The organism is Litoreibacter halocynthiae (assembly GCF_004365635.1).
GTDB classification, from domain to species: Bacteria; Pseudomonadota; Alphaproteobacteria; order Rhodobacterales; family Rhodobacteraceae; genus Litoreibacter; species Litoreibacter halocynthiae.
On the sequence record NZ_SOBH01000003.1, the window covers coordinates 492,620 to 511,178 of the forward strand.

Genomic DNA, 18,559 nt, shown 5'->3' on the forward strand with positions numbered 1-18,559 from the left:
AAACTATGGCGTGGACGAGAGTCGCGTTATGACCAGTTGTTTCTGACTATAAGTCCAAAAACTGATCCGCCGTGCTCGTTTTCCAGTCGTTAAAAGCGTTTCAGAGCGTCGCGCACGGGAGGTGTAAACGCTAATTCAGCGCAGCATTTGTTCGATCTCGGCTGCAATTAATGCCACCCCGGGCGTGATTTGCGCGGCGCCGATAGAGGAATAGGCCAGACGGTAGTGCTTGTATTCCCGCGATGTGCTTTCGCAAAAGGCGGCTCCGGGTTCAATCAGAACGGACCTGTGTCTTAAGCGGTCCCCCAGCTCTTTGGTGTCAACGCCGTCAGGGGCGCGCATCCAGTAGCTGGAGCCGCCAAATGCGCCGGCACCCGCCACGGTCAGCCCGTATTCCGCGAAGGCACTATCCATGATGCGCCGTCGGTCGTGGAAGGCGTTGCGCAAGCGGCGCACCAAAGCGTCGTAATGCCCAAGGGACAGAAAATACGCCGCGGTGCGTTGCATGTGACCCGGAGGATGCCGGAGAACGGCTGAGCGAAGTGCTCGCGCCTCGCGAATAAATGGTTCAGGACCAACAAGATAGCCTAGACGAAGCCCGGGAAATAGGGATTTGGAGAAGGACCCGACATAGATCACGCGACCGTCGTCATCGAGCGATTTCAAGGCGGGTGAGGGCGGTTTGAGGAAGGACATTTCGAATTCGTAGTCATCCTCGACAATCAGGAAGTCATCCTCTGACGCGCGGCGCAGAAGCTCTTTGCGGCGCGAAATCGGCATGGTGGAGGCTGTCGGGCATTGGTGGCTGGGCGTTGTGAAGACCACGTCGGTTTCAGGTGGAACGAGGTTGGGGGGCAACCCGTCACCGTCCACGGGTATCTCGATCCGGTGGCAGCGCGACTGGTGCAGGATCGAACGCAGGCCGGGATAGCACGGGTTTTCATGCGCTGCGGTCCGGCGCTGGGTGAGCAGGACTTGCGCGGCCAGCCACAGGGCATTTTGCGCGCCGACGGTGATCAAAATCTCTTCGGGTTTTGCCAGAATACCGCGGCGGGGCAGGGTGTTCCGGGCGATAAATTCCAACAGTTGAGGATCGTCCCGATCAACCTGATCCGCCGTCAGACTGTCAAAATCACGCTGCCCGAGGGCGCGGACCGCACAAAGACGCCAGTTCTGGCGATCAAATAAAGAAGGGTCTACCTGACCGTAAATAAAGGGATACTTATATTTTCGCCAGTCGAGAGGCTTCTCGATTTGCAGGTTTCCGGAGAACCTGTTGCCGATGGCGCGCGTCCAGTCAACGGTGTCCGAAGATGAGCGCGGGCTGAGCTGCGGCGGCTCTGGCGCGTTCTCGGACACGAAGTAACCGGAGCGGCCTGCGGAGGACAGGTAGTCGTCGGCCATCAGCTCGTTATAGGCCAGTGTGACGGTGATCCGGCTGACGCCAAGATGCGTGGCGAGCTTGCGCGAGGAGGGGAGTTTTTCGCCGGGGCGGAAGCGGCCCGACAGGATGCCGCCTGCGACCATCTGCTGGATTTGCTGCTGAAGCGTGCCCTCGAAGGCGGGGTCCAGAAAGAAGGTTTCGAGGGCGATGGGCATGTGCGGCTGGCCTTAAGTCAGTTGTGATTTGGCTATATCGGAAATCGGCGTCTGGCGGAAGGGTTAACCCGTGGGGCGGTGTCTGCGCGGTGCGCAACGCTTGGGGTGCGAATCGAGGGTTAACGGCTGCAAAACAAGGGTTTTGGGCGGTCGGCAAGCCGTCTGCAAAGCGTCGGCATTGCGTCGGGCGCGGGGTCGGGATTTCGCGTGTTAACGCGGCGGGCGGTGAGGAAGGTTGATATTTGGTGAATGCGGGACGGGCCGACGATCACCCGGCGATTGAGGGTTTGGGCTGGGCGGGGGTGGGGAATGTCTGCTTTGAGCCCGATGTCGCCGATGCTGCGCGAAGCGCGGAAGGCGGCATCGGGTGTTTGCGGTTGTTCGCTCAGAGTGCGAAGTTGCGATCTCTAGTGATCGGAACCGGACGTTCTGAGTGCTGGAACATTCTTAAGTCCGGCAGCATTCAAAGGGAAGAGTGCAATGAATTCTTCAGAACACGTTACAGTTTGGTTCGGTTGCCGCATCAGTCGTTGGGAACCGGCAATGCTAAATGGTTTTGAATTGGCCAAACTTGAGCCATCAACATGAATTTATTTTGGTTGTATGAATTTCAATTTCGACAGTACGGGTACCGTTTGGAGGCCAGTTTCACTGCGGCCCGGACAAATCGCAACAGATAAAAAAATCGGCTCGACGTAGAACAACGCAGAAAGAGGCTAGACAAAATGAAAATCAGTATTGTCATTCCGACCCGAGAAAGAAGTCGGTATCTGCGACATTCTGTTCAAACTGCTCTGGAGATTGACGATGACAATATTGAGATCATTGTGAGCGACAATGCCAGCTCCGACGGGACCAAAGAGTTGATGCAAGAGGTCGACGACCGCCGACTGGTTTATGTGAATACGGGCGCGCGGCTGTCGATGAGACAGAACTTTGAACGTGCTTTTGAGGCATCGACTGGCGACTATCTGATTTTCTTTGGCGATGACGACGGGATACTGCCAAAACAGTTCCCGTATCTAAGGGAACTTTTAGAGGCCAGCAGACCTGATGGACTGAGTTGGATCAAGGCAACCTATGGCTGGCCCATCGACGGATATGGCAAGAAAACCGGTGGTGTCAGGTTCTACCGCAGCAACTGTTTCGGCTCTCCGAAGCCATTTCGCGGCGCTGATAACCTTCGGAAACTAATGACGGCAGAGGTGTCCAACCTGCGTCCGGTTCCGGATATCTATCATGGCTGCCTTTCGCGTGCATACATGCTCAAAACCTCGATGGACGGAAACACGGTTTTCGACAGCGCCATACCTGACGTCAACCTTACCTATAGATCCATCTTGAAAGACGGCAGCTTTGTCGGGGTTAACCACCCGTTCTCGATCAACGGATACAGTCCGGCAAGCACGGGTGGCGGTCACGGGGCAGAACAGAACAACCACTCTGATACCAACAGCAGCAAGATATTTGCGAAGGAAAACCTTGCCGACACCATGAGCGATGTGTGCCCTCATGCCGGATCGGTCGCGTTGGCGTTTTTCTCAACTCTGGAGACGTTGCGGCGTAACCATGCGCTTGAGAAATTCGAGCCGGACTACCTTAGCTGGTATCGTTATGTACTCGGGTCGACCCGCAAGAATCCCGCGCTGGCGGAAAGTATGCGCGGCATTCTGCGGGATCACGCGACAGCGACATACACGCAATCCGCCCTAACTGCCGCTCTGAAAGGCCCCTCGCAGACCAAACGAAGCCCGAAGGAGCGCCTTGCCCGTGCGCACGGGCAGTTACATAGCTTCAGGGTTTCCGCAGCTGAGGGCGCTGAAAACACCATTCTTACCGCAGCACACACGATGGATGCGATCCTCGGCCAGGATTTTGGTGCAGTTCTGTCGGGCGACATGACATCTCGCTTGGCTTGGAAGGCGGCCAAGCGCCGGTCTATGGGCTTTCAGCGTCAGCTTTGATCACCGGAGCCGTTTGAGAAAGCCGTCATGCGCCACTGTGATCAGCAGCTTTGCCGGAATACTCTTGTCGATCTCGAACTCGGGATGGGTCTCGAGATAGTTCCAAACCGCAGTTTTGGGGTTGTTGCCCGGTCCCCAGGACCGATCGGGATATTCATCAGCGGGCATGTCCTCGATCAACGTGTCGAACACGACGCAATAGCTTCCGACCGACGTGAGCGGCGCATACAGCTCCAGCTCGCTTCGGACATGATCATGGGTGTGGTTCGAGTCCAGACATACAAGCACGCGCTCGTATCCTTCTGCTGCCTTTTGAACCTGAGCGAAGATATCCGCATCAATGCTGGAACCCTCAATCATCTCAATGCGCGTGGCCATCGGGTGGTTCTGAATGGCGGTGCGGTTGTGCTCGCGAATGTCGATATCGATACCCAAGACTTTGCGGGAAGATTTCGACGGGTCCATAATAGTGCCCGCCTCGATGGCATCACACATGTCCAGTAGTGCAAGCATCGACGCGCTGAAAATCAGTGAGCCGCCATGTGCGATGCCCGTTTCGATAATCAGATCGGGTTTAACGCTCCAGATCAGTTCCTGCATCGCGACAATATCCTGCGGATACTGAATGATCGGGCGATCTTGCCAGTGGTAGTTGTATGAGTATTTCGGACCGGTCGTGGCTTGTAGAAATGCCATCGCCATGTCGTTCAGTGGCTTGTTGTCCATCATGTCCGAGATGCGGCCTGCGATCTCTTGCTTAAATTCAGTCATTTCCCACCTCAACATAAGTAAATGCGTCGTTCGACATTGTCCGGATCTCCTCGCAGTAATTAGGGTTCATCACAAGGATCCGTGACGACCGGGGCAGGTTTGGCAAAACCTCCTCAGGCGCGCTGACACGTAATCCGGTTCCGGCTAGAAAGCGGCCCTGTTTGCTTGGATTGATGTCGATCACAGCTTCAACCGATGCGCCTGCACGTTCACGTAGCAAGGCATAGATCACCCCTTTCGAAGCACCACCCCAGACAACATCCGATTTCGTCGACGCCGAAGCACGATCTTGTAAGGAGGCTATGAAACCGTCGGGGAACATTACAGGATCTTGCGGGTCATACTCAGGTTCGCGCAAGCTGGACAAATCACCGATGACATAAAGGTACTGCCCTCCAAAGCAGTGGCCCATCGCAGGGGCTTTGCCGAAGATTTTGCAGAAGTCGGACAGCCGGAAATAGTTAACATGTTCATAGAAAATATCGAACCATGACCGCTTGCCGCAGATCCAGTCAAAGCACGGAACCTCAATATAGATCAGGCCGCGACCGCCGTTAGCGTCGCGCAACTGACATAGAAACGCATAAGGGTCTGGAATGTGTTCCAGCACATGGCGAAGCACCAGTCCTTTTGCCGAAAAACCCAGTTCAGGGCCGAAATAGCGCTTTTGGATACGGGGGCTATTCCCTTCATAGGTGGGGTCAAATCCCGTGATTGAAGCGCCGCGCCCCGCGAGTATCTCAAGGAATGTTCCTTTACCGCACCCGACCTCGACCAGATCATCTAGCCCGATCTTGTCGGAAATCAGATCAGCGGCCCAGTCCAGATGCTGGCGGAACGGCGCACTGTTGGCCTGTTCGTTTTGGTAGGCGGAATCGTAGTCGACGAGGGATGGATCAAAAGTGTCATTGCGTACCAACCCCGATTTCAGGTCTTCGACGATGCGAATGTCACCCCGCGGACAATTCCGGGCATCTTCAGCAGTGTTATACATTCGGTTCTGAAAGACCGGAAAGTCATCTTGCGAATACAACAGACGGGTTGCAGGGGCTTGTTTCATGTCGCCGTCTCCGTTCTTTGGCCGATTACAACCGGCGGGTCCGTCTGGATGTCCGGGCGGGCGCCAAATTTAAGAAGATCACGGCGCCCATATTGATCGGCTATTTGCTCTGCAAGGGCGCGGATCGTGACTCCCTTGCCGCTGCAGATGTTGGTCGGACCAACGTGGGTACCAGTGATGTCACTCACCAACAGGTCGGCGGCCGCATCGACATCCGAATAGTCGCGTACGGCCGTTCCACTGGTTAGTTCAGCCGCCTGACCAGCGCGCATCTGAGCATGCAGATATGGAACAAGGCGGCGATGGTCTTCGCGTGCACCATAGAGATAGAACAGACGCGCCCAAAGGAATTCAGTTTCAGTTGTGGCGAACCATGATTTCAACATTGTGAAGGCCGCAACTTTGGCCGCCGCATAGGGCGTATCGGGCGCAAGTGGAGTATTGACCGACAATTCGCCCACCGTCAGGTCGTATTCAAAGCAGGTGCCGATGCCCACGAACCGGTGCAGCTTTGAGGCCGCCGCGCCTTTTACCATCGAAAGTGTTCCAGCCAGGCAATCCAGATTACGCTCAGAGGTCAGGTATTTTCCGGGCTCCGCATACCACGCAAGGTGCACAACGGTGTCGATATCTGTCAGCGTATCGGCCCACCAGTTGGAGGGTTGCGCGAATACATCGTCGCAATGGATAGTTTTAGTCTTCAAGCCTTCCAGTTTTTTTTCGGTGCCAGAGCGAATGACACAGGTCAAATCATGTCCGGCGGCAACGAGCTTTTGCGCTACGGGCAGACCAACAAAACCTGTAGCGCCTGTGATCAGAATGCGGCTCACTCCGACACCTCAAGCGTTGGCACCGCAGTGACAAATCGCGTGCCAAGCGCAGCAAGGTCGCTGCATTGGGCTTTCACCTCCGCGGCAATATTCCAAGGCAGGATGATCAGGTAATCGGGACGGTTTTCGCGCAGCGCCGATGGTGCCAGTATGGGGATATGGCTGCCGGGCATCAGCTTGCCGATTTTTGCCGGCGCTGCGTCACAGATAAATGGGATCAGATCCGGCCGCACGCCAGCGTAATTCATGATCGTGTTTCCCTTGGCCGCTGCACCGTACCCGGCAACGGATTTGCCTTCAGCTTTCGCCTGCAACAAGAAACCGAGGAAGTCGTTTTTGACGTCATCAGCTTGTGATTGGAACGCCAGATAGAAATCGTCGCGGTCCATTCCGCGCGCCCTCTCCTGCTCCATCAGCGCCGCGACCGAGTTGTCTTGCGGATGCCCCGCCCCGTCATGGCAGCCAAAAACGCGAAGGCTGCCGCCATGCGTCGGCAACTCCTCTACATCGAAAATACGCAGCCCCGCTGCGGCAAATATGCGGTCAACAGCAAGCAAGGAAAGGTAGGAGAAGTGTTCGTGATAGACGGTATCGAACTGACGAAATTCGACCAAACGCATCAGATGTGGAAACTCCAGCGTGATGACGCCTTCCGGTTTCAGCGACATCTTTAGCGCTTCGGTAAAATCGTTAATATCAGGCACATGTGCATAGACATTGTTGCCCGCAATCAGGTCCGCCTGTTCCAGCGAAGCCGAAAGCTCCATGCCAAAGAATTCCTGCACCACGGGTATACCCAGCGCCCGTGCAGCGGCGGCTGTGCTTTCCGTCGGCTCCACACCAACGCAAGGGATGCCCTTGGCCACGAAGTTCTTTAGCAGATAGCCGTCATTTGATGCGATCTCCATTACGTGGCTGTCCGCCCCAAGGCCAAACCGCTCGGTCACCATATTTGCATAGCGCGCCGCATGATCCAGCCAGCCTTTTGAGGTCGATGAAAAATAGGCGTAGTCATCAGTGAATAATGCATCGGCTGCGGCGAAATCTTCGGTCTGCACAAGTCGGCAATCGCCACATGCCAAAAGCCGCAGCGGAAAGGTCAATTCGGGCTTCCGAAGATCCACAGGGGTGAGATAGGCATTAGATGGCGGGGCAAACCCGAGATCAAGAAACCGGATGCTCAGAGGGGTAGCACAATGGCGGCACAGCTGCGTCATAAGGGTGATACTTCCTCCAGGGCGGGGAGATTTTTGTCGCGCTCTGATATTTGAGCCGGTGGCAAAGGCCAGTCGATTGCCAAGTGGCTATCCATCAAATTAACTCCGCCCTCTTGTGTCGGGGAATACGGTCGGGAATGGAGGTATTGCAGTTCGACGTCATCCTCCAGCGTTTGAAAGCCATGCGCAAAGCCTTCGGGAATGTAGATCGAATTCCGGCGTTCCGCGTCGAGCTCAACCCCGACATGCCGGCCAAAGCTGCCCGACCCTTCACGCAGGTCGACAATGACATCATAGACCCGCCCGCGAAGGCAGCGCACCAGCTTGACCTCAGCTGCGGTTCCACGCTGAAAATGCAGACCACGCAAGGCCCCGATCCCACGGGTATACGAAATGTTCATCTGCGCCCAACGGGTGTTGAGCCCGTAGCTCGCGAATTCTTCGTCGCAATAAAACCGTGAGAAAAAGCCACGCGCGTCGCCACGCGGTTCCAGCAGCACTTCAAACGCGCCGTCAAGGGAAAGCGGTCTGAAGATCATAGGCCACCAAAGTCGGAAAGTTGTGCCTCGGTGACCTCCGCCGCCGATTTCCCGTCGCCGACCGAGCGATACCAATTGATGGTTTTTTCGATCGTTTGCTCGAATGACCAGCGTGGCTTGACCCCTAGTAGGGCTTCGCTTTTGGCGGGATCAAGGCTGAGAAGCCCTGCTTCATGCACAGCATCCTCTGGCGATACATCGTTCCAGCGCCCCGGCCAATGGCGTAACGCTTCGGTCACCACGTCGCGTACCGGTCGCGCGTCTTGAGGATCGGGTCCAAAATTAAAGCCGGATTGATAGACCGGATCATCCGACGTCCAAAGCCGTTCCGCCAACACAAGGTATCCGGCCAGCGGCTCCAGAACGTGCTGCCATGGACGCACGGCATCAGGGTTGCGCACCTCAATCGGCTTGCCGCGCGACAATGCCCTGACGATGTCGGGCACGATGCGGTTCGCCGCCCAGTCGCCACCACCGATCACGTTTCCGGCCCTTGCCGAAGCCATCCTGATATCTGTCCCACCCAGAAAAGACCGCCGCCAACTCGACACCGCGATTTCCATCGCCGCTTTGCTGGCGCTGTAGGGGTCGTGACCGCCCAGCGAGTGTTGCTCGTTGTAAGGCCTGCCATCTTCGAGGTTTTCATAAACCTTGTCAGTCGTCACCATCACTACGGCACAGCGACCGGACAACTGGCGGATAGCCTGCATAACATGGGCCGAGCCCATGACATTCGTTTGCCAAGTCTCCAACGGGGTTGCATAGGATTCTATGACGAGCGGTTGTGCTGCGAGGTGGAACACTAGATCAGGCTGAACCTCGGCCACGCGGCGCGCAACCAAATCAGCGTCGCGAATGTCACCTATCATGTGGTCAACCAAAGCTTCGATGCCCATTTGGTCAAACAGCGCAGGGTTCGTGTCGGGTGACAACGCCAAACCTGCGACATCGGCCCCCAACTTGCTCAGCCAAAAAGACAGCCAGCTTCCCTTGAAACCGGTATGACCGCTAACCAGAACGCGCTTGCCGCTCCAGAAGTCACTCATTCCCAAGTTTTCCACGGTGCCTGACCCGTTGCCCAAAGCCCTTCCAATGCGTTCCGGTCGCGCAATGTATCCATGGCCTGCCAGTAGCCGCTATGTTTCCACACCGATAACTGACGTTCTGCCGCAAGAGACTCCAACGGCTCTTTTTCGAAGACCGTCTGGTCATTTGCAAGACGGTCAAGAATCGCCGGTTCGCATACGAAAAATCCGCCATTGATCCACCGCCCGTCGCCCTCGGGCTTCTCCTGAAAACGCGATACAAGACCGTCTTCGATTGCAAGCCCGCCAAAGCGCCCAGCGGGTTGAATCGCGGTCACTGTTGCCTCACATCCCTGCGCACGATGGTGTTCGATCAAAGCGGTCAGATCGACGTCACTTACGCCGTCGCCATATGTCAGGCAGAAAGTATCATCCAGATAATCTGCAACACGCTTGATGCGGCCCCCAGTTTGAGTGCTTTCGCCCGTGTCCACCAGAGTGATCTTCCACCTCTCTGCCGGACGGGAGTGGATTTCCAGACCGTTGTTTTCCAAATCAATCGTAACATCGGACATGTGCAGGAAGTAATTCGCGAAATACTCCTTGATCATGTATCCTTTGTAGCCACAGCAAATCACGAATTCATTGATCCCGTGCTCGCTGTAATGCTTCATGATGTGCCAAATGATTGGACGCCCACCGATTTCGATCATTGGTTTGGGCTTTAGATGCGACTCTTCGCTAATGCGTGTCCCAAGGCCGCCCGCCAAAACTACCAATTTCATCGCCCGCAAACCTGCTATTCAACGCGTCAATATGATGGGGTATGAAGAAGCAAACATTGTCTTGATCTCGCTTCCCAATGCGCCGGATTGTTTGTCCAATCGGCCCCCATAAGTTCGCCAAGCTTTACCTTTTGAAGCAAAAAAGTACCAGAAATTTCTAGGCTGATGTATGACTATGCGAGGATAGTATGGAATTGAGGGCTGTGCTGGATAAAGTGCAAACCGCTTGGAGGTTGAAGCGGCCCATATCTGAAGATTGGCGCTATCGGAGACCATGGATAGAATAGCGGACGTCAAGATTGGGAAAATATTGCTTGTTGAGCGAATGTCCGGTCTGAGGAAACTACAAAGTATTTCTGCTATAGTCGGCGGAGGGAGCTTTCATCCAGAAGCAGCCGACGAGAATGTCAGCGCGAAATGACGCTTCGTCCCGCATAGCGGACAAAGGCACGTCGAAAAAAAGGCCCGCCACCTCACTTGAGGTCGCGGGCCTTCCATGTCTTCAGACGTGAGTGCTTACCCCATCACCGCCGTCAGCGCCCCGTCCACCGAGGTGATGATCGCGTCGATATCGTCCTTGGTGGCGATCAATGCGGGCGAGAAGCAGAGGGTGTTGTTGAAGCCCGGGATGGAGCGGTTAGTCATGCCGATGATAACCGCGTCCTTAGCCATGCAGTGGCCGGTGACTTGGGCGACCAGCTTCTCGGGCAATGGCGCGCGGGTTTCGCGGTCGGCGACCAGCTCTGCGCCGAGGAACAGGCCCTTGCCGCGGACGTCGCCGATGCAGGCGTGTTTGCCTTTCAGCTCTTCTAGCTGCTCCAGCATGTAGTTGCCCATGGCGGTGGTGTTCTCGAGTAGGTTCTCGTCTTCGAGGATACGCATGTTTTCCAGCGCGGCGGCGGGGCCTGCGGTGCAGCCGCCGAAAGTGGAGATGTCGCGGAAGTAGTTCATGTGATCGGAGCTGTCGTCCTTGAACATGTCAAAGACCTTCTCGGTGGTCACGCAGCACGAGATTGCCGCGTAGCCGGAGGCGACGCCCTTGGCCATGGTCACGATATCGGGCTGGATGCCGTAGTGCTGGTAGCCGAACCATGTGCCGGTGCGACCCATGCCGCAGACGACCTCGTCGATATGCAGCAGGATGTCGTATTTGCGGCAGATTTCCTGCACGCGGGGCCAGTAGCCTTCGGGCGGGACGATGACGCCGCCGCCTGCGGTGACGGGCTCAAGGCAGAGTGCGCCGACGGTGTCGGCGCCTTCGCGCAGGATGATCTCCTCGATCGCGTTGGCGCAGGCGATGCCGTAGGCCTCGCCGGACAGATCGCCCAAGCCCTGATCCATGGCGCGGTATTCGAGGCAGTGGGGGACCTTGACGAAGCCCGGCGTGAAGGGGCCGTATTGCGCGCCGCGTTCATCTTGGCCGCCAGCCGACAGGGTCGCGATGGTGGTGCCGTGGTAGTCGCGGTCGCGGTAGAGGATCTTGTGCTTCTTGCCGCCATAGCGCTTGTGGGCGATTTGGCGGACCATTTTGAAGCCCTTCTCGTTCGCCTCGGAGCCGGAGTTGGCGTAGTAGACGCGGGACATGCCGGGCATTTTGGAGATCAGGCGCTCGGAGAATTGCGCGGCGGGGATCGAGCCCATTGTGCCGCCGAAGAAGTTCATTTTCACCAGCTGGTCACGCACCGCGTTGGCGATGCTTTCGCGGCCGTAGCCAACGTTGACGGTCCAGACGCCGCCGGAGACCGCGTCGATATGCTTGCGGCCGTGCTGGTCCCAGACGTTGAGGCCCTTGCCCTCGACGATGATCTTGGGGTCGGTGCGGTTTTCTTCGGCCATGTAGCCGGCGTGTTGGCTGAGATGGTGCCAGACATGGGCGCGGTCGGCTTCGACAACGCCGGAGAGATCATTGCTTTGCAGATTACCGTCCATCGGCTTGCTCCAGATTTTGAGGCGGCCGGGTGAAAATGCCCGACGATTCTATATTATTCTACGCCAAGAACGGCGCTAATCATAAAGCTGCATGTTATCCGTGCGCGGAATAGGGCCAGTAATCCATCACGCATATAGCCAGAATCGGGGCTCAAGAGGGGCGTTTCATGGGGTGTTCAAATGTGGTATCATTTGTTTTCATAAGCTTAGAGAATTGTCGGGGGGATGACAGAGCAAAAAGGCAGCGCGGCCCGAGCTGATTAAATCCATTGACTGCACCCACCCCCCACCGCCTAGTTTGCATGTGGAAAAGCAGGATGGAGACGTGCGAAAACATGAAACTTCGCCTGCGAGGGCAAACTGCACTGGCTTCTTAGCGGCCTTGTGATTTGTTCAACCAGCCCCTTCAGGGTGCATGAGACTCGGCAAACCGAGCTGGCTACTCTGAGGGAAATATACGCGTCGAGAGGCGCATGCTGTTCAACATGGGAGATGAACATATGAAACTAACCACCAAATTGATGAGCGCCGTTGCTGGCGTTGCACTGCTGTCCGGCGCACAAGCTGCCATGGCTGATGGCCACGGGCTGACCGTCGGCTATTTCCTCGAGTGGCCGATGCCATTCCAGTACGCCAAGGTGAACGGCACCTATGACGAGGCGCTGGGCGCGCCTGTGACTTGGGTATCCTTCGACACCGGCACTGCGATGTCGGCGGCCATGGCATCCGGCGACGTGGACATTTCCGTGTCCCAAGGTGTGCCACCTTTCGTGGTTGCGACCTCTGCGGGCCAGGACATCCAGATCCTCGACGTGGCTGTGTCCTACTCCGAGAACGATAACTGCGTTGTCGCTTCGGGCCTGGAAATCGACAAAGACTCCGCTGGCGAACTGGCTGGCAAAAAGGTTGCGGTTCCACTGGGCACCGCCGCGCATTACGGCTTCTTGAGCCAGATGAACCACTTCGGCGTGGACATTACGAGCATGAGCGTCGTCGACATGGCCCCTGCTGAAGGTGCTGCGGCACTTGCGCAAGGCTCCGTTGATATGGCCTGTGGCTGGGGCGGCGCGCTGCGTACGATGAAAGAGGCTGGCAACATCCTGTTGACTGGCGCTGAAAAAGAAGCGCTCGGCATTCTGGTGTTCGATGTGACCTCTGCACCGGCTGGTTTCGTGGCTGAGAATGGCGACATGGCTGCCAAATTCCTGAAGGTCACCGCAGACGCCAACGCAATGTGGGCCGATGAGGCCAACCACGCGAAAATGCTGCCAGTGATTGCTAAAGACGCTGGTATGGATGAAGCAGCAACAGCGTCCACCCTTGCAGGGTTTGCGTTCCCGAGCATTGCAGATCAGCTTGGCGGCACGTGGCTCGGCGGCGGCGCACAGACCTTCATGAAGGGTGTGGCTGACGTATTTGTGGAGGCCAAATCCATTGATGCGGCGCTCGAAAGCTATGAGGCGACTGTGAACACAGGCCCGCTGCAAGCTGCGTCTGAAATGTAGCACCGACTAGGGGTGGCGCGGGGTTTCCGCGCCACCCTTTTCACTTCCGAATCCGAATTAACAAGGAGTGGGGCAGCCATGTCGGGCCTAACAATCGAAAATATTTCCATGCGCTTCGATCTGCCCAACGGCGGATCAGTGCAAGCGTTGAAGGACGTCACGCTCGAGCTGAAACCGGGCGAGCTGATGAGCGTTCTTGGCCCGTCGGGCTGTGGTAAAACCACGTTGCTGAACATCGTTGCGGGCTTTCTGGCCCCGACCGAAGGGCGCATCGCGATGAACGGGCACACCGTACAGGGACCAGACGCCGAGCGCGGTATGGTGTTCCAGCAAGGTGCCTTGTTCGAGTGGATGAGCGTTCGCGAAAATGTCGCCTTCGGGCCGCGTATGAAAGGCGAGCGGGAAGCGCAGTACGGGGCGAATGTGGACCATTTGCTTGACGTTGTCGGCCTTCAGGACTTCAAGGAAAAGGCCATCTACGAACTGTCCGGCGGGATGCAACAGCGTGTGGCGCTTGCCCGTTGTCTGGCCAATGATCCCGACGTGATCTTGATGGATGAACCACTTGGCGCGCTGGACGCGCTGACCCGCGAGAAGATGCAAAGCCTTGTGCTGAAGCTGTGGAAAGAGACGGGCAAGACGATCATCCTGATCACCCACTCGGTCGAGGAAGCGCTGCTGTTGGGCGAGCGGTTGCTGGTCATGGCCCCGCGCCCCGGCCGCATCCACAAGGAATACCGCTTGCCGTTTGCCGATCTTGGTGTCGACCAGGACCTGCGGGAGGTGAAGAAGCACCCCGACTATGCCAAGACCCGTGAGGAAATCCTCGCCATGATCTGGGACATGGAAGAGGAGATTATGGGCCGCACGGAGGAAAGCGCATGACCATTCTTGCAATCTACGTCGCCATCTTCATCGGCGGTTTCTTTGCGGTGAAATACATCACCGCCTCGGCACGCCCGAACGATTACACATCGCTTAAAACCGTGACCTTCGGGGATGAAAGCGCAGTGCGGCCAAACCGTGCGGCGTCAGTCATATCAATCGTGACGATCTTTCTGCTGTGGGGGTCGTTCACCGGCTCCAGCCTGATCCCGTCCTTCCTGCATGCGCCGGCCGCCTTTACCGGCACGGGCGTGTTCACTTACACGGTCGATGCGGACGGGAAGACCGATGAGGGGACTGTCACGGTCAACGTGCATGAAGCCGACGGCGATGCCGCGGTTCCGGCGGTCGCGCCGGGGGACGGGTTCGCCAAGAACGACTCTGTCTCGATTGTGAAATACCGCTCCAAGCTGCTGCGGGTAGATGCGAATGACGAGTTGGGCCGCGGCGACGGCGCGCTGATCGTTGCCGTGAACGGCAAGCCGATTGCGCCGGGTGGCGAGGTCATGACCGACTTTGCCCGCGTGGCCATGACGCCCAAGGGCACGCTGAACATCGAGCCGAAGACCGGCTGGCAGATGCAGCCCTTGTACCTGCCGCCGCCTGAAAAGGTCGCGAGCCGGTTGGTGGAGATTTCCAACACAGGGTTCCGCAACTCGACGCTTTGGGAACACCTTGGATACTCGCTGTTCCGCGTGATCGTGGGCTTCCTGATCGGGGCCGCCGTGGGCATTCCGCTGGGCTATGCCATGGGCCTGTCCAACTGGTTCCGCGGCTGGTTTGATCCGGTGGTAGAGTTCATGCGGCCCGTGCCGCCCTTGGCGCTGATCCCGCTGGTCATTATCTGGGCCGGCATTGGCGAGGTCGGCAAGATCGTGCTGCTGTTCCTTGCGGCGCTGTGGATCATGGCGATTGCCGCGCGGTCCGGCGTGTCGGGGGTCAACATCACCAAGGTGCATGCGGCCTACTCGCTGGGCGCGTCCAAGTGGCAGATCATGCGGCACGTCATCATCCCGAACTCGCTGCCGGAGATATTCACCGGCGCGCGGGTCGCGATGGGCGTATGTTGGGGCACCGTTGTGGCCGCCGAACTGGTCGCCGCCGAGAAGGGTGCGGGCATGATGATTATGGTGGCCTCGAAGTTCCAGAACACGGACATCGTGTTGATGGGGATTATCCTGATCGGTGTCATTGGGTTCTCCATCGACGTGCTGATGCGCTGGGCGGAGCGTCTGCTGGTGCCTTGGAAGGGCCGCAGCTAAATCTTGGCCCATGTCGTGAATTCACCGCCGCCTGTCTTGTTTCGATAGGCGGCGGTTTTCGTTTGGGCCGTATATGCCCGTATGTTTCTAAGTATCTTCGACATATTCAAAGTGGGCATCGGCCCGTCTTCGTCCCACACCATGGGGCCGATGACGGCTGCGGGGCGCTTTCTGGACGACCTGCGTGGCGGGCGTGAAAAGGAACCGGGCGCGGGGGAGTTGGCGGGCGTTTCGGCGTCGCTGCATGGCTCTTTGGCGTTTACCGGCAAGGGTCACGCGACGGACCGCGCGGTGATGCTGGGGCTGATGGGGTATCTGCCCGCGACGATGGATCCTGATGCGGTGGATGGGTTGATCGAGACCCTGGCGGTGGAAAAGGTCGTGCGGCCCGAGGGGCTGCCTGCGCTGTCGCTTGATCCGGCCAAAGACGTGGTTTTCGACTATGACCTAACGCTGCCGGGACATGCCAACGGGATGATCCTGAAAGCGTGGGACACGGCGGGCAACCTGTATATGCAGGAGACCTACTATTCCGTCGGTGGCGGCTTCGTGATGACCGAGGCCGAGCTGGCGAATGAAGAGCCGGACCTGCATGTGCAGAAGGAACAGGCGGGGTTTCCGTATCCGTTTGGCTCGGCGGTTGAGATGCTGGAGATGGGCGCGGCCCATGGCAAAACCATCGCGCAGATGAAGGAGGCCAACGAGTTGGCCACGATGTCGCGTGCGGAGTTGGACCGGAACCTGACGGTGATCCGCGACGCGATGTTTGACTGCGTCGATCGCGGGTTGCGGATGGACGGGATTTTGCCGGGCGGGCTGAACGTGAAGCGCCGCGCAAAGCGTATCCATGACCAGTTGCTGGCCGAACAGGGAATGAACCGAAGCCAGCCGCACACGATCAACGACTGGATGAGCGTCTACGCCATGGCGGTGAACGAGGAAAACGCGGCGGGGGGCAAGGTCGTGACCTCGCCCACCAACGGGGCGGCGGGGGTGCTGCCGTCCGTGCTGCGTTATTACCGCGAGCATTGCATCGGCGCGACGGAAGACGGCCAACGCAAGTTCCTGCTGACGGCGGCGGCGATTGGCGGGTTGATCAAGCATAATGCCTCGATTTCGGGGGCAGAGGTCGGGTGTCAGGGGGAGGTCGGCTCGGCGTCTTCCATGGCAGCGGCGGGGCTGTGTGCGGCTTTGGGTGGCACCAACGAGCAGGTGGAGAATGCCGCCGAGATCGCGCTGGAGCATCATCTGGGCATGACCTGCGATCCGGTTGCGGGGCTGGTGCAGGTGCCGTGCATCGAGCGCAACGGGCTGGGCGCGATCAAGGCGGTGTCCGCCGCCTCGCTGGCGCTGCGCGGGGATGGCACGCATTTCATGCCGCTGGACAATTGCATCGAGGCGATGCGCCAGACCGGCATTGATATGAGCACGAAATACAAGGAAACCTCGCAAGGGGGGCTTGCGGTCAACATTCCGGAGTGTTGAGGTCATCCCGATTGATTTGGGAGATATCACCATGAAGAAGATCGTGTTGACCGGCGCCGCCGGAAACCTTGGGAAAATCCTGCGCGCGCCTTTGGCCGCGATGTGCGAGGAACTGTTATCCACCGACATTTCTGAGAGCGTAGGCGATCTGGCCGCGAACGAGACATTCGTGCAGGCCGATCTGGCGAAGATGGACGATATCCGCCCGCTGCTGGAAGGCGCGGATATGGTCGTGCATTTCGGCGCGCTGGTGGATGAGGTGCCGTTCGAGGACATCTGGGGTCCGAACTTCGTCGGCTCCTACAATATCTGGCAATCCGCAAAAGAGCATGGCGTGCGCCGCGTGGTTTACGCTTCGTCAATTCATGCGATGGGGATGTATCCGAAGACCGTGGCGATCACGCCCGATATGCCGCACCGGCCTGATACTTACTATGGGCTGGCGAAGTGCTTTACCGAGGATCTGGGGCGCATGTTCTGGGAAAAGGAAGGGTTGGAGTCGGTCCATATCCGCATCCTGTCCGCGACCTCGCGGCCTGGGAACGCCCGTGCTTTGGGGTCATGGCTAAGCCCTGACGATCTGGTGCAGGTGGTGACGCGGGCGATTGATACGCCTGTGGTGGGGTTCACGGTGATCTATGGCGTTTCAAACAATGACCGCTCGCCTGTCGATAACGCGTCGGCGTCGCATCTGGGCTATCGCCCGAAAGACAATGCCGAGGATTATGCGGCGGAAATTCTGGCCGAAACACCGCCTGCGGATTTGAATGATCTGGGGCTCACCTGCCACGGTGGGCCCTTCGCCTCTGCCACGCTTGGCGTCAGCCCGATGGCGTTGATGGGTATACCGGACGACGATTGATGTGGCCTTAGCACTGAACCAGTTCAGTGCCCCACGCCGCGCAGCTTTGCCCCAAGGAAGGGGGCAATGGTGCGTCGGTGTAAAAGCGGTCGATGTTTTCCAGCGAGGCGATTTTAACTGGTGCGGTGCGCTGGAGCTTCGATGTGTCTGACACGAGGAACGTGTTGCGGGACCGTGCGATGATGGTTTGGCTGACATCGACCTCTTGAATATCGAAGTCGAGGATATCGCCGTCATGGTCCAAGGCCGAGCAGCCGATGACCGCATAGTCGAACTTGAACTGGGCGATGAGTTTGGTGGTCATCGCCCCGACCAGCCCGCCGTCGGAGCGGCGCAAAGTGCCGCCAGCAACCATCACGTCGATCTGGGGGCTGGCGGATAGAATATTTGCCACGTTCAGGTTGTTTGTCACCACCATCAGCGCGGTGTGATTGAGCAGCTCGCGGGCCACGGCTTCGGTTGTGGTGCCGATATTCAGGAACACGCAAGCGCCTTCGGGGATATCATCGGCGCAGGCCTTGGCGATGCGGGTCTTGGCGGTGTGGTTCAGCTTCCGCCGGTCCTCGTAGCCGATGACCGACGCGTTTTCGGGCAGGATGGCCCCGCCATGAACCCGCTTCAGATGCCCGGTATCAGACAGGTCGGACAGGTCTTTGCGAATGGTTTGGGCGGAAGTCTGAAAGCGCCGCGCCAGCTTTTCGACGCTGACCCGACCCTTGCGGCGCGCTATGTCCAGAATTTCGGATTGTCTGAAGTTTTCGGCCATAACTTGCTCCAATTGACGTAAAAACGAAAGTAAACCTTGACCAAACGAAAGTAAACTTGTGATTACTGGTGCCGA

16 protein-coding genes are annotated in these 18,559 nt (G+C 57.8%); 6 read left to right on the forward strand and 10 right to left on the reverse strand.

All coding sequences use genetic code 11. The features are described from left to right. Positions 1-135 precede the first annotated feature (135 nt). Positions 136-1,599 (reverse strand): MocR-like pyridoxine biosynthesis transcription factor PdxR, encoded by a 1,464-nt coding sequence (gene pdxR / locus BDE40_RS14215; protein WP_134015585.1) that lies wholly within the window; start codon positions 1,597-1,599, stop codon positions 136-138. 725 nt (positions 1,600-2,324) lie between these two features. Between pdxR and BDE40_RS14220 the strand changes: the two genes are divergently transcribed. After that, positions 2,325-3,563, forward strand: coding sequence for a glycosyltransferase family 2 protein (locus BDE40_RS14220; protein ID WP_134015587.1), 1,239 nt, complete (start codon positions 2,325-2,327; stop codon positions 3,561-3,563). On the opposite strand, the gene BDE40_RS14225 is transcribed toward BDE40_RS14220, so the two are convergent. From BDE40_RS14225 to BDE40_RS14260, 8 genes are all read right to left on the reverse strand, one after another. Beyond that, the gene (locus BDE40_RS14225; RefSeq protein WP_134015589.1) at positions 3,564-4,334 is read right to left on the reverse strand and encodes a cephalosporin hydroxylase family protein; all 771 of its coding nucleotides are present in this window, start codon (positions 4,332-4,334) and stop codon (positions 3,564-3,566) included. Beyond that, positions 4,327-5,394, reverse strand: coding sequence for a class I SAM-dependent methyltransferase (locus BDE40_RS14230; RefSeq protein ID WP_211342437.1), 1,068 nt, complete (start codon positions 5,392-5,394; stop codon positions 4,327-4,329). Before BDE40_RS14230 ends, BDE40_RS14225 begins: the two co-directional genes overlap by 8 nt. After that, positions 5,391-6,224: an NAD-dependent epimerase/dehydratase family protein gene (locus BDE40_RS14235; RefSeq protein ID WP_134015591.1), complete on the reverse strand. Its 834-nt coding sequence runs from the start codon at positions 6,222-6,224 to the stop codon at positions 5,391-5,393. Before BDE40_RS14235 ends, BDE40_RS14230 begins: the two co-directional genes overlap by 4 nt. Then, positions 6,221-7,441 (reverse strand): class I SAM-dependent methyltransferase, encoded by a 1,221-nt coding sequence (locus BDE40_RS14240; RefSeq protein ID WP_134015593.1) that lies wholly within the window; start codon positions 7,439-7,441, stop codon positions 6,221-6,223. Before BDE40_RS14240 ends, BDE40_RS14235 begins: the two co-directional genes overlap by 4 nt. Continuing rightward, positions 7,438-7,980, reverse strand: coding sequence for a dTDP-4-dehydrorhamnose 3,5-epimerase (gene rfbC, locus BDE40_RS14245; protein ID WP_134015595.1), 543 nt, complete (start codon positions 7,978-7,980; stop codon positions 7,438-7,440). Before rfbC ends, BDE40_RS14240 begins: the two co-directional genes overlap by 4 nt. Then, the gene (gene rfbG, locus BDE40_RS14250) at positions 7,977-9,026 is read right to left on the reverse strand and encodes a CDP-glucose 4,6-dehydratase (RefSeq protein ID WP_134015597.1); all 1,050 of its coding nucleotides are present in this window, start codon (positions 9,024-9,026) and stop codon (positions 7,977-7,979) included. The genes rfbC and rfbG overlap by 4 nt, the downstream gene beginning before the upstream one ends. Then, on the reverse strand, positions 9,023-9,790 hold the full coding sequence (gene rfbF / locus BDE40_RS14255) for a glucose-1-phosphate cytidylyltransferase (protein WP_134015599.1): 768 nt from the start codon (positions 9,788-9,790) through the stop codon (positions 9,023-9,025). Before rfbF ends, rfbG begins: the two co-directional genes overlap by 4 nt. A 516-nt stretch (positions 9,791-10,306) precedes the next feature. Next, a complete protein-coding gene (locus BDE40_RS14260) occupies positions 10,307-11,719 on the reverse strand; it encodes an aminotransferase family protein (protein WP_134015601.1) in 1,413 nt (470 codons plus the stop codon). Positions 11,720-12,219: 500 nt separating this feature from the next. Here BDE40_RS14260 and BDE40_RS14265 point away from each other — a divergent pair, with 500 nt between their 5' ends. From BDE40_RS14265 to BDE40_RS14285, 5 genes are all read left to right on the forward strand, one after another. Continuing rightward, on the forward strand, positions 12,220-13,224 hold the full coding sequence (locus BDE40_RS14265) for a taurine ABC transporter substrate-binding protein (RefSeq protein ID WP_134015603.1): 1,005 nt from the start codon (positions 12,220-12,222) through the stop codon (positions 13,222-13,224). A gap of 78 nt (positions 13,225-13,302) precedes the next feature. After that, positions 13,303-14,109, forward strand: a complete 807-nt coding sequence (locus tag BDE40_RS14270; protein ID WP_134015604.1) for a taurine ABC transporter ATP-binding protein — start codon at positions 13,303-13,305, stop codon at positions 14,107-14,109. Beyond that, the gene (locus tag BDE40_RS14275) at positions 14,106-15,371 is read left to right on the forward strand and encodes an ABC transporter permease (protein ID WP_134015606.1); all 1,266 of its coding nucleotides are present in this window, start codon (positions 14,106-14,108) and stop codon (positions 15,369-15,371) included. Before BDE40_RS14270 ends, BDE40_RS14275 begins: the two co-directional genes overlap by 4 nt. An 81-nt stretch (positions 15,372-15,452) precedes the next feature. Continuing rightward, positions 15,453-16,856, forward strand: coding sequence for an L-serine ammonia-lyase (locus BDE40_RS14280; RefSeq protein WP_134015608.1), 1,404 nt, complete (start codon positions 15,453-15,455; stop codon positions 16,854-16,856). Between the two features lie 31 nt (positions 16,857-16,887). Next, a complete protein-coding gene (locus BDE40_RS14285) occupies positions 16,888-17,718 on the forward strand; it encodes an NAD-dependent epimerase/dehydratase family protein (protein ID WP_134015610.1) in 831 nt (276 codons plus the stop codon). 7 nt (positions 17,719-17,725) lie between these two features. On the opposite strand, the gene BDE40_RS14290 is transcribed toward BDE40_RS14285, so the two are convergent. Continuing rightward, positions 17,726-18,484 carry a DeoR/GlpR family DNA-binding transcription regulator gene (locus BDE40_RS14290; protein ID WP_134015612.1) on the reverse strand — a complete coding sequence of 253 codons (759 nt, stop codon included), beginning with the start codon at positions 18,482-18,484 and terminating at the stop codon, positions 17,726-17,728. Positions 18,485-18,559: the final 75 nt, after the last annotated feature.

Coding starts and splice junctions, on each gene's coding strand:
- pdxR (WP_134015585.1), bottom strand. CDS start 1,599: ATGCCCATCGCCCTCGAAACCTTCTTTCTGGACCCCGCCTTCGAGGGC.
- BDE40_RS14220 (WP_134015587.1), top strand. CDS start 2,325: ATGAAAATCAGTATTGTCATTCCGACCCGAGAAAGAAGTCGGTATCTG.
- BDE40_RS14225 (WP_134015589.1), bottom strand. CDS start 4,334: ATGACTGAATTTAAGCAAGAGATCGCAGGCCGCATCTCGGACATGATG.
- BDE40_RS14230 (WP_211342437.1), bottom strand. CDS start 5,394: ATGAAACAAGCCCCTGCAACCCGTCTGTTGTATTCGCAAGATGACTTT.
- BDE40_RS14240 (WP_134015593.1), bottom strand. CDS start 7,441: ATGACGCAGCTGTGCCGCCATTGTGCTACCCCTCTGAGCATCCGGTTT.
- rfbC (WP_134015595.1), bottom strand. CDS start 7,980: ATGATCTTCAGACCGCTTTCCCTTGACGGCGCGTTTGAAGTGCTGCTG.
- rfbG (WP_134015597.1), bottom strand. CDS start 9,026: ATGAGTGACTTCTGGAGCGGCAAGCGCGTTCTGGTTAGCGGTCATACC.
- rfbF (WP_134015599.1), bottom strand. CDS start 9,790: ATGAAATTGGTAGTTTTGGCGGGCGGCCTTGGGACACGCATTAGCGAA.
- BDE40_RS14260 (WP_134015601.1), bottom strand. CDS start 11,719: ATGGACGGTAATCTGCAAAGCAATGATCTCTCCGGCGTTGTCGAAGCC.
- BDE40_RS14265 (WP_134015603.1), top strand. CDS start 12,220: ATGAAACTAACCACCAAATTGATGAGCGCCGTTGCTGGCGTTGCACTG.
- BDE40_RS14270 (WP_134015604.1), top strand. CDS start 13,303: ATGTCGGGCCTAACAATCGAAAATATTTCCATGCGCTTCGATCTGCCC.
- BDE40_RS14275 (WP_134015606.1), top strand. CDS start 14,106: ATGACCATTCTTGCAATCTACGTCGCCATCTTCATCGGCGGTTTCTTT.
- BDE40_RS14280 (WP_134015608.1), top strand. CDS start 15,453: ATGTTTCTAAGTATCTTCGACATATTCAAAGTGGGCATCGGCCCGTCT.
- BDE40_RS14285 (WP_134015610.1), top strand. CDS start 16,888: ATGAAGAAGATCGTGTTGACCGGCGCCGCCGGAAACCTTGGGAAAATC.
- BDE40_RS14290 (WP_134015612.1), bottom strand. CDS start 18,484: ATGGCCGAAAACTTCAGACAATCCGAAATTCTGGACATAGCGCGCCGC.